This window comes from Methanothermococcus jasoni, assembly GCF_049075655.1.
Lineage (GTDB): Archaea > AGJL01 > Methanococci > Methanococcales > Methanococcaceae > Methanofervidicoccus.
In genome coordinates this window covers 887,531-901,669 of sequence record NZ_CP157522.1, presented here as the reverse complement: position 1 = coordinate 901,669, position 14,139 = coordinate 887,531, and the positions used below count along the sequence as shown (strand labels likewise).

Here is a 14,139-nt window from a genome sequence, read left to right as displayed (position 1 = left end):
TTAACTGAATGTGGTCTGCATGATTGAACTAAAAAATATCAGTAAAATTTGGAAGGAATTTCAATTAAAAAATGTAAATCTCAAATTAAGTGAGGATTACACAATATTACTTGGTCCAAGTGGTGCAGGGAAATCTATAATTATTAAGTGCATTGCAGGGATTTTAAAGCCAAATTCCGGAAGAATATATTATAACGGAGAGGATATTACAGACATACCCCCTGAAAAAAGGAATTTCGGATATGTTCCTCAAAATTATGGTTTATTTCCACATATGACAGTTTATAAAAATATAGATTATGGATTAAAATTAAAAAAATTTGGAAAATTAGAGCGTGAAAAAAGAATTAAAGAAATATCTGAATTTTTAAATATTGATAAATTATTGTCCCGTAATCCCCCTACATTAAGTGGAGGAGAACAGCAGCGAGTGGCTCTTGCTCGGGCTTTGGTATTGCACCCTAAAATATTGCTGTTAGATGAACCTACTTCTGCCCTTGACATAAACAATAAGGAGAATATTATAAATGAATTAAAAAAAATAGGTGAGCTCCTACCTATAATCCATATTACCCATGATTTTTTAGAGGCTAAAATGCTTGGGAAAAATATTGTATTTGTAAGTAATGGGGAAATCGTAGATTATGGAGATAAGGAAAAAATATTTAACAATCCAAAAAATGAAAAAGTTGCAAGGTTCTTTGGATATAATGTCATAAAATATAATGGTAAATTATATGGAGTGGAGCCACATAACATAATTGTTAAAAAATATAATTCCAGTAGCAAGGATGAGCTCGCTGGCGAAATCACTGGAATGTATGATTTTGGACATTATAAAAAATTAACCATATCGCTAAATAACTCCTCCACCATAAAATCCATTTATTACGATAATGATTTAAAAGTTGGAGATAAGGTTTTTATTTCCTTTAAAAAATACATTTTATTGAATTAATAAAAATTAAAGAATAAAAAATAAGAAATTAATAGTTTATTAGTCTTTCATTTCAACAAGCCCTTTGAGCTCATCAGGGACATTTCCAAATCCAGCCGCAGGTTTAATCACTGGCTGTCCTGCGTTTTCAAATACTTCTGGGTGTTCCAATATTGTTTTAACAAATTCAATTCCTTCTTTTGGATGATTTGCATTTTTAGGAACGGTAATTCCATAAACAATAGGTTTTGCTGTTTTAGTATTTCCATCTCCTGTGGTTAATTTAACTTTTTTGTAGTTGTCAGCATATTCATAGTATCCAAGATTTATTTCTTTTGGGAGCTCTATGTATTTTAAATTGTGCTGATTTGCAACACTTTTATATATAAACAAGTAATCATAGGCACCAGCTTCAAGAGGTCCTAATAAATCGGTTTCTTTACTTCTTAAAAATACTTTATCAGTATTTACGGTTATTTCTTTTGGAACTATGATTGTGTATGTTCCATTTTCTTCCTTAACTTCAAAGTTTGAGTTTTTCAATACTAAATCGTCATATATTGTTGAGTTCTTGTAGTAGAGCTCTGCTAATTGAATAACCATTTGACTTCTGTATCCACATGGGTCGTCATTTGGACTGGAAAATCCAAATTTAACATCTGGTCTATTTAATATTTTATACCAGTTGTCTGAGTTTATTTCATCTTTATATTTACTTTTATCTGTGTATGCCAATACAAGTTCATTTCTTGCAATCATTAAGTACCAATCTGCATATTTTGGCATCATCATGCTTGGAATAAGGGAATAATCTGCTGATGCTAAAACATCTGCTGTTTTATTCAAGTCTATTATTTTTCTAATACATGCAACACTTCCTGCTGCTTCTCTTTGGACATCTACATTTTTATGGTTTTCTTCATATATCTTTTCATATTCTCCAAAAGGAACGGATAAACTTCCTGCATGGAATATTTTTAATATAATTGGATTGGATGCACTTGATTCCGATTGTTTAGCAACATCTCCTGCATTATTGGATTCTCCGGTTGCACTTGTGGTTGTGGATGTGCCTGAATCCATACATCCAGCCATCATGCCAATAAATAACAAAGGCATGAGATATACAATAAGCTTTTTCATTATATCACTCTCTGCATGTTTATACACCGTTAGAAATTGAATATATATACTATATATAATTTTTGTTAATTATATATAATTACTACAAATTTAATTTATGGATATTAAATATATTGAATGCGCCATCATAAAATATTAAAATAAAAAATAAATAAAAAATATGAACAAATAGAAATAAAAATAATAATTTAAATATATATTAAAAAAGAATATTTGGAAAATTATTTGATATAAATAATGAAAAAACAAATATATATTATCCTAACTCAGTCCTACTATCCCTAATTATTTTTAAAAATATGGCATTTTTTGGACATAACTCCTGACATAATTCACATCCACAACATTTATTTTTATCAATATGTATTGTATTATCCCCAACACTTATTGCACTTGTTGGGCACACATCTATACATATTTTGCATAAATTACACTCATTGGAAATAGCTGTATCAACATCTATATTGTTAGAAATAAGCGTCTCCGTAATTGTATTTATAATATCCTTGTCATCACAAACAGTTTTAATAAAAAGAACTGCATCCCTTGGATAAAACTTTTCAGCAACAACTTTTGCACATTTAACCACTTCTTTTGCAGGTATTCTACCGGCTAAATAATGGGTAATTACTGTTCTATCTACTTTAAGCAATTTTGCAATTTCTTCATGGGTTAATCCTTTTTCCCTAAGTTTTTTTGCAGTGAGAGCTCTTAATCCTGCCAACATATGTTGAGTCATAATACCACCACTAAAATATGCAATATCAACTTATTAATATAAAATATACAAAATTTATATTAAAATATTCCTTAAAAAATAAAAACTATTTAAAAATTTCCATATATCTTCGATTTGATTCTCTCTTCGCCTTACAACATCATTTTGGGTATTTTTATACCATTCTAGAATATTAGAAGCTTATTAAAATCTGTTAAAATAATCTCACTCGGCAAAATGCTTTTATTACCTCATTTGATGGCATTTAATTTTCTTTCTATTGTATTTTCCTTGTCCTTTCTTTCATCAATTTTTAGTGAGCTCACTACTCTTGTTGTATCCTTTAATACTTCTTCATGTGCTTCCTTAAATGCTTTTAATACTTCATCTAAATCCCCTTCTAATATTGTTCCCATTGCACAAGGTTCTATTTTTAAATTATACTTCTTAAAAACCCCTAATGCCTTTTTAACATATTTAGATACGCTTGGACCTTCTCCCAACGGTATTATACTAACTTCTGCAACTACCATATTATCACCACCTTGGTAAAAAAGATAAAAATAAACAATAACTAATGATTAATAATTAACAATTACAATAATAATTTATCGTATAACTTCAAATCTTCCAGCAGATGAATGCTTTGGAAGAACAGATATCCCCAAACTCTTTAAATACTTATAGGTATTCGTATCTTTTCCGTGAATAAGAATTTCTCCTAAATCTTCAACGGTGTTTATATCTATTGAAATATAAAAGGATGGATAAATTATTGTCTTTAAATTATTTTTTTCGCATTCCTCAATATGTTTTAAAAAACTGAATCCTTCATACCGTGTTTTAATAACATCCTTTGGATTTAGGAGAAGTAAATTTGTTCCCCCTCCTCTTGATGGGCACATTATTACGGAGCTCTCATCCAATTTTTTTACAACCTCCCTCAAATCATCCTCTTTAATCAAGGGAATATCAGCAGGAACTATCATAACAGCATCTTCTTTTATATGTTCAAAAGCATAAGCTATTGCTTCATTGAGTCCTTTAATATCTTCTCTTTCAGGTATTGCTATTATCCCATGTTTTTTTGAGAATTCGAGCATTTCTTCATCTTTACTTACAACATATACCTTATCACATACTGATTTAACGCTACTATGGACATCTAAAAGCATGTTTTTTATTAAATCTACTCTTTCTTCTGGTGTTAAAAAGTTTTTTAATCTGGATTTTACTGTATTTAGCGGTGAAACTGGTATCAATGCAGAGAACATCATATCACTTAATATATTTTATAGTTATAAAAACAGTTTTGCATTTGAAAATGCACTTAAATTTCCTTTTTCTCCATGTCCCGGAAGTATATTTATTATATTTCTTTCATAAGCTATTCTTTCAAGTTTTGATACTGAGCTCCGTAAATCGATTAAATTTCCAGTTGGAAAATCCCATCTACCTACGCCATAGGCAAATAATGTATCTCCCGTAATGAGATTATCGTTGTATATTAGGCTTATACTTCCCTTTGTATGCCCAGGGGTTTCTACAATCTCTATATTGTATTTTTCCAATTCCCCTAAAACCTCACTTATAGGAATTATTTCCTTTGGTGGCGTCAATTCCCTATTAAATAAAGCGGATACTGTGGTGTTTGTATTATTTTTCAAATCATCAACTTCTAAATCGTGAATTATTATTGGTGCATTAAAATATTCTTCATATAAATAATCGCTTCCAGCATGGTCATAATGGCAGTGCGTGTTTATAATATAGTCTATATCTTTTGCGGTGTTTTTAATTTCATCCTTTAACATGTTAAATGTATTTGGAGTTCCCGGGTCTACTAATATGTTCTTTTTTCCAATTATTAAATAAGTATTTGAATCATACCCTATACCATTTAGTTTGTAAATCACAATTTCACCAAATTTATTTATTTTCTTTTCATTAGTGGCTATATTGACTAAACTTTATATTATTATTTTATCTTTTATCTTTCCTCAGATGAACACAATCACCAACAGATATATGTTTAATTCCATCACTTGTTGCTAAATGAATACCACCATAATCAATATCAAAAACCGTTCCCTTAATTTCCTCTTTCGGAGTGATTACCTTAACATATTTGCCCATGGTTTTTGAATATTTTTTATATCCCTTTAAAACCTCATCATCATTTAGATAGTAGTTATTTTTAAAATTATCAATAAATTTATTAAGAATTTCAAACCTATCAAACTCTTTTCCTTCCAATTCCTTTAATGATGTGGCAATGTCTTTTATTTCATCATGTATTTTGTTATTGACATTTATGCCAATCCCTAAAACTAAAAATCCATAATTTATATTTATTTCGCTCAGTATTCCCGATAGTTTCTTATCTTTATTTTCTACATTGACAATTATGTCATTTGGAAATTTTATTCCAATACATCCAACTGTTTTAAAATCTTTCAAATAACAATTTAGTGTTTCATAAGTAGATAATGAGCCCAAAAAATTTAATTTGCCAATATTATCATTTTTACATTCCTTTTTAAATTCTTCTAAATCTAGAAGTATGGAAAAATAAAGCCCTCCAAAATCTGAATACCATTTTCTTTCAAGTCGTCCAACGCCTCCTGTCTGAACATCTGAGACGACAATTAAGTTTCTTTTCCCATCTTTTCCCAATTTATAGCAATATTTATTTGTGGAATCAATTTCTTTTAAATGGATTATGTCGAGCTCCATATGCTATCCCTATAAAAAATAAATTAAGTAAGTTTAATGCGTGTTAGTATTGGTATATTTGTTATTATATGGGTTATTGTATATTGTTTATGATAATTGTTTTTATTTCGCTCATCTCTTCAACGGCGTATTTTACACCCTCTCTACCCATTCCGCTTCTTTTGATTCCTCCAAATGGCATATTGTCCCTTCTAAATGTTGGGCTGTTGTTTATAAGAACCCCTCCATATTCGAGCTCATCTGCAAGTTTAAATGCCTTATTTATGTCATTGGTAAATACACCTGCATGAAGACCATATTTTGTATTATTTGCATAGTGTAATGCCTCATCCATATCTTTAATTCTAATTATAGGCAAAACTGGTGCAAAAATCTCTATTTTTGATAATATGTTATCGTGATTTACATCCATAATTGTTGGATAAACGACGGATTTTTCCCTTTTCCCACCATACAGTATTTTTCCTCCTTCCTCAACAGACTGGTTTATTAAATTTTCCACTCTTTCAGCACTTTCAGGAGTTATTAGTGCCCCAATATCTGTTTCCCTATCCAACGGATTGCCAACCTTTAATTTTTTTGTTTCTTCAATTACCCCCTTTATAAACTCATCTGCAACTTCATCCTCAACAAGCACCCTTCCAACAGATATACAAACCTGCCCGGAATTTAAGAATTTTCCTCTAACACATGATTTAACTGCCTTTTTTATATCTCCATCCTTTAAAACAATCATCGGATTATTGCCCCCGAGCTCTAAGGTTATCTTTTTGAATCCTGCATTTTTTGTAATGGATTCTCCCACTTCCACACTTCCAGTAAATGAAACCATGTTTATTTTATCGTTTTTTACTATTTCATCCCCTACAACATCCCCCATTCCAGTTAAAAGGTTAAATACTCCCAATGGAACATTTTTACTTTTTAAAACCTTTTCGATAATCTTTGTTAATTCAATTGCCGCCATTGGAGCCTTTGATGATGGATGAAGAACTAAACTATTTCCTGTTGCTATTGCGGGAGCTACCTTATGAGCTACTAAATTCAGTGGGAAATTAAAAGGAGTAATTGCTCCAATAAGTCCCACTGGCTCCCTTTTTGTTAGTATGATGCCATTTTCCAATGGTATTGTTTCCCCCCTGAGCTCCTTTGCATAAAATGCTGCAAATTTAAATGTGCCAATGGTTCTATCTACTTCAATTATGGATTGCCTTATTGGCTTTCCAGCATCTACGGATATAATTTTTGCCAGTTTTTCCTTATTTTTCTGTATTTCGGATGCTATATTCATCAAAATGCTGTATCTGGTCGATGGGGGAAGATTTTTCATAACTGATTTATGTTCTTCGGCTATTTTAATTGCTTCCTTTGTCTCTTTTCTACTTAGTGAAGTGATATTCCCAATGGTTTCAAGAGTGTATGGATTTATTACTTTTAAATCATCCCTTAAAACCCATTCTCCGTTTATGAACATATTTTCACCATTCTTTACATTCCCTTATATTATCTCACATTTTTGTTTTTTTGTTTTATATTTATTTTATTTTATTATAATTTTTATTTTCGTTAAAGTAATACTTAATTATATATTTACGATAAACCGCCGAGAAGGTTCCAACGATTTTAATCGTTATACAAAACAAGGTTTTGTAAAATCTCTTACGAGATTGGATGAGAGGCGGACATCATTTTTTTATATGCTCCCTATATAATATATGAGTGTAGTTAGAATAATGGCATATATATAAATTTGGTGAATTCCATGCAAGTAACCAGAGTGCTGACAATAAACCTAACAAGAAAACTAACCAATGAACAATTAACAATCATAAACCATTTAACCTACTCAGCATCAAAACTCTGGAATACATCCAATTATGAAGTAATACTACAAAACATTGAACCAAATAAAATAGATGTTCAAATGAAGGATAACTTCTGGTTTAAAAACCTACACTCACAATCAGCACAGGCAGTATGTCAAAAACTCTCAATTAGACGAAAACCTTCGGTTTTCGTTGCTCGCTTGCTACGCAAGCGATAGCATGGCAAAACTACTTCAAACAGCACACTAAAAGACCACGATACCAACCAAAAGATGGACACTTTCCAGTAAAATGGAAGAAACAAGGTTTCAAAATCATAGGCAATAAGTTAAGGTTATCCCTATCAAAACAAACTAAAAACTATCTCAAAGAAAAGCATGTTATCAAGTCCAAGTACTTATGGGTAGATTTATCGAAAACTCTACCGCTTGATACCACGCAGGTTAAAGAAGTTGAGATAGTTCCGCAGACCATCTATGGGATAACCTACTACATACTTCACTTAATCCATAAGAAACCAGTAATTCAAGAACCTATCAAAGAAGGTAATATACTAAGTATTGATTTAGGAATTAAGAATTTAGCAACAGTAGTAACCAATACGGGCAGTGCAGTAATCTACGATGGGAGACAGTTAATTTCTAAATTCCGATGGTTTGCTAAAACAAAGGGAAAACTACAGCCCAAACTAACACGGAAACAGTTAAAGAATAATAAACGATTATCATGCTTAACAGTAAGAGAAAAGAATTATACTAAGGATTATTTGCATAAGGTTAGTAAGATGATTGTTGATTTTGCAGTGGATAACAAAGTTTCAAGGATTGTAATCGGCAAGTTAAACAAAGGCATTTCAAGTATTGATATTGGTAGAAAGAACAATGAGAAACTGCATAGGATACCTTTTGGTAGGTTAGTAAGTATGATAATGTATAAGGCAGAGGAAAAGGGAATAACAGTAGAACAGGTTAATGAAGCTTATACTTCTCAAACTTGCAGTAATTGTGGAGTTGTTAGGAAAAGTAATAGGAAGTTTAGAGGATTATATGTTTGTAGTGAGTGTGGTATGGTTTTGAATGCTGATGTGAATGCTGCTTTAAATATTTTGAAAAAAGTATTTTCATGTAGCGTAGCCCTAAATCTCCTAAACGGAGATAGGGGTAGTGGGCTTGGCAACCCATGTAGGGTTAGACCCTACTAAAATTAGACGAAATCACTTCGTGATTTCGTTGCTCGCTTACTACCGTAAGCGAGAACCCCACGACTTCAGTCGTGGGAGTATGTCAGTATGGTTATACTATAATATAAAACTAATCAACTTACTATCAAAATAAAACGTGGTCATGACATTACAACTGACTATTATACTATTTGATGAACAAGTCCATAATTTTTTGATAATACCCACATTAGAGTATCGAATTCTCTTACAAACGAATTTATAATTATATGGTAATCAGCTATTACATCATGACCTAAAACGTGATACCATGCTTGCGATTCTTAAACTTGGCGGAAGTATTTTATGCGATAAGAACGTTCCTTTTTCTATTAAATGGGATAATTTAGAACGAATTTCTATGGAAATAAGAAATGCTATTGACTATTATGATACTAACGATGATAAATTAAATTTAATCATTATACACGGCGGAGGTTCTTTTGGTCATCCCGTCGCAAAGAAATATCTAAATAAAGATAATAAAAATAATAATAAAAAAGAATTTTACAATATGGAAAAAGGATTCTGGGACATTCAAAAAGCCATGAGAAAATTCAACAATATTGTAATTAACAATCTTCATGATTATGACATTCCAGCAGTTTCTATACAGCCTTCTTCATTTATAGCATTTGATAAAGGCGAAATCCATTTTGACACTTATGCAATAGAGGGTATGATTAAAAGAGGTTTGATTCCTGTAATTCACGGCGATATAGTATTAGATGGTGAGAGTAATTATAAAATATTTTCAGGAGACCATGCACTGCCTTATCTAACAAAAAAATTAAAACCAAACCTAAGCCTTCATGCTTCTGATGTGGATGGCGTGCTTGATTCCAACAACAATGTTATAGAAAAAATCAATTCAGAAAATATTAACAATGTTTTAAAATACCTAAAACCATCTGATAAAAACGATATCACTGGTGGAATGTATTTAAAAGTCATGGAATCTTATAACTCAGGTATTAAAACAATAATCTTCAATGGAAATAAAAAAGGAAATATATATAGTGCATTAATTGGAGAGGTTAGGGGAACAGAAATTAATTAAGATAATAAGATAATTATTATCCATTATTACTTTCTTTTTTTAATCTTCACAAAATCCCCTAATGTGAATTCATCCCTTGAAGAGCTCGCATTATAATCCTGCTCTCCCTCTTCATATAATGAAATATTTAATTCTTTTTCCAATCTCTTTACATATTTTTCTTCTGGTTCCAGTTCGTTTCTTTCAATTTTGTGAAGTGTTGATTCCTTGATACCTACCCTTTTTGCCAGTTCTTTTAAATCCATTCCTTTTTTCATCCTTGCCTCTTTTATGACATCCCCATAATCTTCTACTATTATTTTTAAACTATCAAATAAATCTCTTTTAGGTCGATTAGTCTTTTTTGTTTGAGGAGCTCCCCTTCCAAGAACTGTTTTAGGTTTTCTTGAATAACTCTTTGGAGCTACTCCAAACTTAGCACATTCATCACATACTTGCATTTCTACACCTTCAATCCTTACAGGTGTAAGTTTATTGACTTCTTTTCCACATAATTCACACTGCATAATACTCACCTAATTTAAATAATGATGACATAACCATCCATTAATTATAAATACCTACCGATATATTAATTTAATGAAATATATAAAATAATATTTAGAAAGGAAGGTAATTGCCTTCAACCATTACATATATATATCTTCATTGATTTATTAATAATTATAATTATTATCTATTCACCATATTAATTTAAATTATATCATGATTATTATTTACATGGAGGTATATCTTATGGTATTTCCAAGCTACGAGAACGACGATGTTGAAGAGAAAAATGAAATAAATATTGAAGAATTTAAGGAAAAGACATATATTGCGGAGTTAGAGAGTAAAGTATTAAGGATGGAATTGGAAAATAAAGATTTAAATAGAGAAAATGCACAGTTGAAAAAAGAAAACGAGATTCTTAAAAGAGAATTAGATAAACTCAGAATTCCACCATTAATACTTGGAACAGTAATTGATAAAGTAAATGATAGAAAGGTAGTTGTAAAGAGCTCGACAGGTCCAAGTTTCCTTGTAAGCATCTCACAGTTCGTAAATAAAGATGAAATTGTTCCAGGTGCAAGAGTTTGTTTAAATCAGCAAACTCTGGCTGTTGTGGATGTCTTGCCTAAGGAAAAAGATTATAGGGCAATGGCAATGGAAGTTGATGAAAGACCGGATATATCATTTAGCGACATAGGGGGATTGGAAGAACAGATAAAAGAAGTTAAGGAAGTTGTAGAGCTCCCGTTAACACACCCCGAATTATTCGAAAAAGTAGGTATTGAACCACCTAAGGGGGTTTTATTATATGGACCTCCGGGAACAGGTAAAACCCTTCTTGCAAAGGCAGTTGCTCATGAAACTAATGCATCATTTATAAAGATTGTTGGTTCCGAGCTCGTTAAAAAATTCATAGGCGAGGGGGCAAAACTTGTAAGGGATGTATTCAAGTTAGCCAAGGAAAAAGCACCATGTATCATATTCATTGATGAAATAGATGCAGTAGCAAGCAGAAGAACAGAGTCATTAACTGGTGGAGATAGGGAAGTTCAGAGGACACTCATGCAACTTCTTGCTGAAATGGATGGATTTGAATCAAAAGGCGATGTAAAGATTATAGCCGCTACAAACAGACCTGATATACTTGACCCTGCCATATTGAGACCCGGTAGATTCGATAGAATAATCGAGGTTCCCGCACCAAGCGAAGAGGGAAGGTTGGATATCTTAAAAATCCATACAAAAAACATGAATTTAAAGCATGTGGATTTAAAAAAGGTAGCAGAAATGACAGAAGGTTGTGTTGGTGCAGATTTAAAAGCAATATGCACGGAAGCTGGTATGTTTGCCATAAGGGACGGAAGAGAATATGTAACGATGGACGACTTCTTAACAGCCATTGAAAAAGTATGGGCTAAAAAGAAAGATGACAGAGCAAACGCACCACCATTACATGTGATGTATGCTTAAATATATATTAATTAGACTAAACCGAAGTTTTAAGTCTCCGCTTTACTACAAAATCCCAAAACTAAAAAATAGACGAAATCAAGTTTCATTGTAAATATTCGGTTCGATAGGTTTATATGAACCCAATCTGTTTTGGGATAAAATTCTTTATCTTATTTTGATTTTAATATTATTTTTAATATTATTTTATTTATTGTTTTCTTACTTTTTTAAATAATATGGGCGATAGTATGAAAATAGGAATAGTTGGAGCAGGATTAGGCGGTTTATTGGCAGGAGCCTTACTTTCAAAAGAAAACGAAGTGGTTATTTATGAAAAATTACCCATTGTTGGTGGAAGATTTACAAATATCGAATATCAAGGGTATCAACTTACCACAGGAGCTCTACACATGATACCACACGGGGCAGATGGATATTTGGCACAGCTGTTAAATAAAGCCGGATGTAATGTCAATATTGTGAATTCCAATCCCGATGGTCTTTTTAGAGTAAATAAAAAGAATCATCCATACAAGAATATATTTAATCTCGTAGGATTAAAGGATAAGATAAAAGGTCTAAAAATGGCTGCCAACTTGAAAATTGGGAGGGTGGATAAAAATATATCATTTGGGGAATTTTTAGAGGACATTCCGCTGGCATTGGATATTGGAAACTCATTCACAGGTTGGGCTTTAAGTTTAAACGCCTATGATACCCCAATGGAAGAAATACTTGAAATAACTCAGAACTATCATAAATTTGGAGGTCCTGGAATGCCCATTGGTGGGTGCAAGGGGGTGATTGATGAGCTCGTGAGAGTGATAAAAAACAATAATGGAAAAATAATTACAAATTATGAAGTTAAAAGGATAGAAATTGATAACGACAAAGGATATATTGACTCCGAGGAATTTGACATAATAATAAGCAATTTATCACCAAAACTAACAGAAAATATATCCAATATAAAAATAATAAACGGAAAGGAACCCATCCCTTCAAAGGGCATAAAAGTATCCATAGGATGTAAAGAAAAATTTATAGAACATAATGGAGTTTTATTTACGCCAGAGTGTGAAAGAATAAACGGTTTAAACTGTCCATCAAATGTTGATAAAAACCTTGCGAAAGAAGGATATAATTTAATAATGGCTCATGCGACGCAGATTAAAGATAATGTTAAAAATGAAATAGATATTGTTTTAAATGACATAGAACAGTTATTCAGCGAAAATAATATAAATAATTATGAAATTCTCCACATACAATCATACAGAGATGAAATACCTGTGAATCATGCTTCAAATGGAACAGATTTAAATCCTATTGTTAATGATAAACTATATCTTGTTGGAGATGGGGTTAAAGGGAAAGGAGGAATTGAAGTTGAAGGCGTTGCTTTAAGTGTTTTAAAGGTCGTTGGCGAGATTAACGGAAAAATAGTAAATAAAACGAAATAAATATAACAAAAGCCATAATAAAAATTAACATAAAATAAGAAATAAAAATAAAAACTAAAAAATAAAAGGAAAACTATGGAATATTTCAAAGCTGATAAGGACAAAATAGCATTTGGACCTGTTCCATCAAGAAGACTTAGAAAAAGTTTGGGAATAAACAACATTCCAAATAAATTTTGCAGTTATGACTGCATATACTGCCAAGTGGGGAGAACGCTAAATAAAACCATAAAAAGACGAGCATTTTATAAAGTAGAGGATATAATTCAATCTGTTGAAAAAAGAATAAACAATCTAAAAAATAGAAATGAGAAAATTGATTATATTACATATGTCCCAGACGGAGAACCTACCCTTGATATTAATCTAAAAAAAGAAGTTGAGGAGTTAAAAAAATTAAATATTCCCATTGCCATAATCACAAATACCTCCTTAATGTATAGGGAAGATGTCAGAAAGGACTTAATGGATTTTGATTTAGTTTCTTTAAAAATAAATGCTGTTGATGGAGAGCTCTGGAAAATAATTGATAGACCCCACAAAGATTTAAATCTAAATGATATTCTTGAAGGAATATTGAAGTTTAAAAAAGAGTTTAAGGGAAAAATAATAACTGAAACCATGTTATTGGACGGAATAAACTACACTGACGAAGTGATAAAAGATACTGCAAGATTTTTAAAGAAACTGTCTCCAAATAAATGTTATATAAGCATCCCCATAAGACCCCCTGCTGAAAAAATCAAACCTGCAAATGAAGAAACCATAAACAGAGTATTTCAAATATTTTCCAAAATTATTGGATTGGATAAAATCGAGTATCTAATAGGTTATGAGGGCAACGAATTCGCATATTCTGGAAATATCGAGGAGGATTTACTGTCTATTACTTCTGTTCATCCTATGAGGGAGGAAGCCGTTGAAGAGCTGATAAATAAGGCAAATGTTGGCTGGGATATTGTAGAAAGATTAATAAAAGAGGATAAATTGATAAAATTGGAGTATGACAATAATATATTTTACATGAGAAAATTAAAAAGTAGGTCATATAAAAAATAAAAAGTTATTAAAAATACATAATAAACGGTGAAAT

15 protein-coding genes are annotated in these 14,139 nt (G+C 31.3%); 7 read left to right on the top strand and 8 right to left on the bottom strand.

Going from position 1 to position 14,139, the window contains the following annotated elements; translation table 11 throughout:
- The first annotated feature begins 19 nt into the window (after nt 1-19).
- On the top strand, nt 20-958 hold the full coding sequence (locus Mjas_RS04750) for an ATP-binding cassette domain-containing protein (protein WP_421077058.1): 939 nt from the start codon (nt 20-22) through the stop codon (nt 956-958).
- A gap of 39 nt (nt 959-997) precedes the next feature.
- On the opposite strand, the gene wtpA is transcribed toward Mjas_RS04750, so the two are convergent.
- The 7 genes from wtpA to Mjas_RS04715 all read right to left on the bottom strand — a co-directional run bounded on the left by wtpA (nt 998) and on the right by Mjas_RS04715 (nt 7,008).
- On the bottom strand, nt 998-2,080 hold the full coding sequence (gene wtpA, locus Mjas_RS04745) for a tungstate ABC transporter substrate-binding protein WtpA (RefSeq protein ID WP_421077057.1): 1,083 nt from the start codon (nt 2,078-2,080) through the stop codon (nt 998-1,000).
- A 256-nt stretch (nt 2,081-2,336) separates the two neighbouring features.
- Complete coding sequence (locus Mjas_RS04740) at nt 2,337-2,819, bottom strand: 4Fe-4S binding protein (protein ID WP_421077056.1); 483 nt, start codon at nt 2,817-2,819, stop codon at nt 2,337-2,339.
- A gap of 230 nt (nt 2,820-3,049) precedes the next feature.
- Nucleotides 3,050-3,331, bottom strand: coding sequence for an MTH1187 family thiamine-binding protein (locus Mjas_RS04735; RefSeq protein ID WP_421077055.1), 282 nt, complete (start codon nt 3,329-3,331; stop codon nt 3,050-3,052).
- 75 nt (nt 3,332-3,406) lie between these two features.
- A complete protein-coding gene (cofC, locus tag Mjas_RS04730) occupies nt 3,407-4,072 on the bottom strand; it encodes a 2-phospho-L-lactate guanylyltransferase (RefSeq protein WP_421077054.1) in 666 nt (221 codons plus the stop codon).
- A 24-nt stretch (nt 4,073-4,096) separates the two neighbouring features.
- On the bottom strand, nt 4,097-4,714 hold the full coding sequence (locus tag Mjas_RS04725) for an MBL fold metallo-hydrolase (RefSeq protein WP_421077053.1): 618 nt from the start codon (nt 4,712-4,714) through the stop codon (nt 4,097-4,099).
- 67 nt (nt 4,715-4,781) lie between these two features.
- Nucleotides 4,782-5,534 (bottom strand): biotin--[acetyl-CoA-carboxylase] ligase, encoded by a 753-nt coding sequence (locus Mjas_RS04720; protein ID WP_421077052.1) that lies wholly within the window; start codon nt 5,532-5,534, stop codon nt 4,782-4,784.
- Nucleotides 5,535-5,607: 73 nt separating this feature from the next.
- Nucleotides 5,608-7,008: a lactaldehyde dehydrogenase gene (locus Mjas_RS04715; RefSeq protein WP_421077051.1), complete on the bottom strand. Its 1,401-nt coding sequence runs from the start codon at nt 7,006-7,008 to the stop codon at nt 5,608-5,610.
- 288 nt (nt 7,009-7,296) lie between these two features.
- Between Mjas_RS04715 and Mjas_RS04710 the strand changes: the two genes are divergently transcribed.
- The 3 genes from Mjas_RS04710 to Mjas_RS04700 all read left to right on the top strand — a co-directional run bounded on the left by Mjas_RS04710 (nt 7,297) and on the right by Mjas_RS04700 (nt 9,639).
- Nucleotides 7,297-7,578, top strand: coding sequence for a hypothetical protein (locus Mjas_RS04710; RefSeq protein WP_421077050.1), 282 nt, complete (start codon nt 7,297-7,299; stop codon nt 7,576-7,578).
- A complete protein-coding gene (locus tag Mjas_RS04705) occupies nt 7,575-8,561 on the top strand; it encodes an RNA-guided endonuclease InsQ/TnpB family protein (RefSeq protein WP_421078572.1) in 987 nt (328 codons plus the stop codon). Before Mjas_RS04710 ends, Mjas_RS04705 begins: the two co-directional genes overlap by 4 nt.
- Nucleotides 8,562-8,850: 289 nt before the next feature.
- Entirely contained in the window at nt 8,851-9,639 is a 789-nt protein-coding gene (locus Mjas_RS04700; protein WP_421077049.1) for an isopentenyl phosphate kinase, read from the top strand.
- 26 nt (nt 9,640-9,665) lie between these two features.
- Here the strand turns inward: Mjas_RS04700 and Mjas_RS04695 are convergent, their stop codons facing one another.
- The gene (locus tag Mjas_RS04695) at nt 9,666-10,145 is read right to left on the bottom strand and encodes a multiprotein bridging factor aMBF1 (protein ID WP_421077048.1); all 480 of its coding nucleotides are present in this window, start codon (nt 10,143-10,145) and stop codon (nt 9,666-9,668) included.
- Between the two features lie 229 nt (nt 10,146-10,374).
- Here Mjas_RS04695 and Mjas_RS04690 point away from each other — a divergent pair, with 229 nt between their 5' ends.
- From Mjas_RS04690 to Mjas_RS04680, 3 genes are all read left to right on the top strand, one after another.
- Entirely contained in the window at nt 10,375-11,601 is a 1,227-nt protein-coding gene (locus Mjas_RS04690) for a proteasome-activating nucleotidase (RefSeq protein WP_421077047.1), read from the top strand.
- Between the two features lie 230 nt (nt 11,602-11,831).
- On the top strand, nt 11,832-13,046 hold the full coding sequence (locus Mjas_RS04685; RefSeq protein ID WP_421077046.1) for an NAD(P)-binding protein: 1,215 nt from the start codon (nt 11,832-11,834) through the stop codon (nt 13,044-13,046).
- A gap of 75 nt (nt 13,047-13,121) precedes the next feature.
- Nucleotides 13,122-14,105 (top strand): radical SAM protein, encoded by a 984-nt coding sequence (locus tag Mjas_RS04680; RefSeq protein ID WP_421077045.1) that lies wholly within the window; start codon nt 13,122-13,124, stop codon nt 14,103-14,105.
- The last annotated feature ends 34 nt before the right edge of the window (nt 14,106-14,139 follow it).

Excerpts from the sequence above, each read along its gene's own strand:
- Mjas_RS04750 (WP_421077058.1), top strand. The coding sequence starts at position 20 with ATGATTGAACTAAAAAATATCAGTAAAATTTGGAAGGAATTTCAATTA.
- wtpA (WP_421077057.1), bottom strand. The coding sequence starts at position 2,080 with ATGAAAAAGCTTATTGTATATCTCATGCCTTTGTTATTTATTGGCATG.
- Mjas_RS04740 (WP_421077056.1), bottom strand. The coding sequence starts at position 2,819 with ATGACTCAACATATGTTGGCAGGATTAAGAGCTCTCACTGCAAAAAAA.
- Mjas_RS04735 (WP_421077055.1), bottom strand. The coding sequence starts at position 3,331 with ATGGTAGTTGCAGAAGTTAGTATAATACCGTTGGGAGAAGGTCCAAGC.
- cofC (WP_421077054.1), bottom strand. The coding sequence starts at position 4,072 with ATGTTCTCTGCATTGATACCAGTTTCACCGCTAAATACAGTAAAATCC.
- Mjas_RS04720 (WP_421077052.1), bottom strand. The coding sequence starts at position 5,534 with ATGGAGCTCGACATAATCCATTTAAAAGAAATTGATTCCACAAATAAA.
- Mjas_RS04715 (WP_421077051.1), bottom strand. The coding sequence starts at position 7,008 with ATGTTCATAAACGGAGAATGGGTTTTAAGGGATGATTTAAAAGTAATA.
- Mjas_RS04710 (WP_421077050.1), top strand. The coding sequence starts at position 7,297 with ATGCAAGTAACCAGAGTGCTGACAATAAACCTAACAAGAAAACTAACC.
- Mjas_RS04700 (WP_421077049.1), top strand. The coding sequence starts at position 8,851 with ATGCTTGCGATTCTTAAACTTGGCGGAAGTATTTTATGCGATAAGAAC.
- Mjas_RS04695 (WP_421077048.1), bottom strand. The coding sequence starts at position 10,145 with ATGCAGTGTGAATTATGTGGAAAAGAAGTCAATAAACTTACACCTGTA.
- Mjas_RS04690 (WP_421077047.1), top strand. The coding sequence starts at position 10,375 with ATGGTATTTCCAAGCTACGAGAACGACGATGTTGAAGAGAAAAATGAA.
- Mjas_RS04685 (WP_421077046.1), top strand. The coding sequence starts at position 11,832 with ATGAAAATAGGAATAGTTGGAGCAGGATTAGGCGGTTTATTGGCAGGA.
- Mjas_RS04680 (WP_421077045.1), top strand. The coding sequence starts at position 13,122 with ATGGAATATTTCAAAGCTGATAAGGACAAAATAGCATTTGGACCTGTT.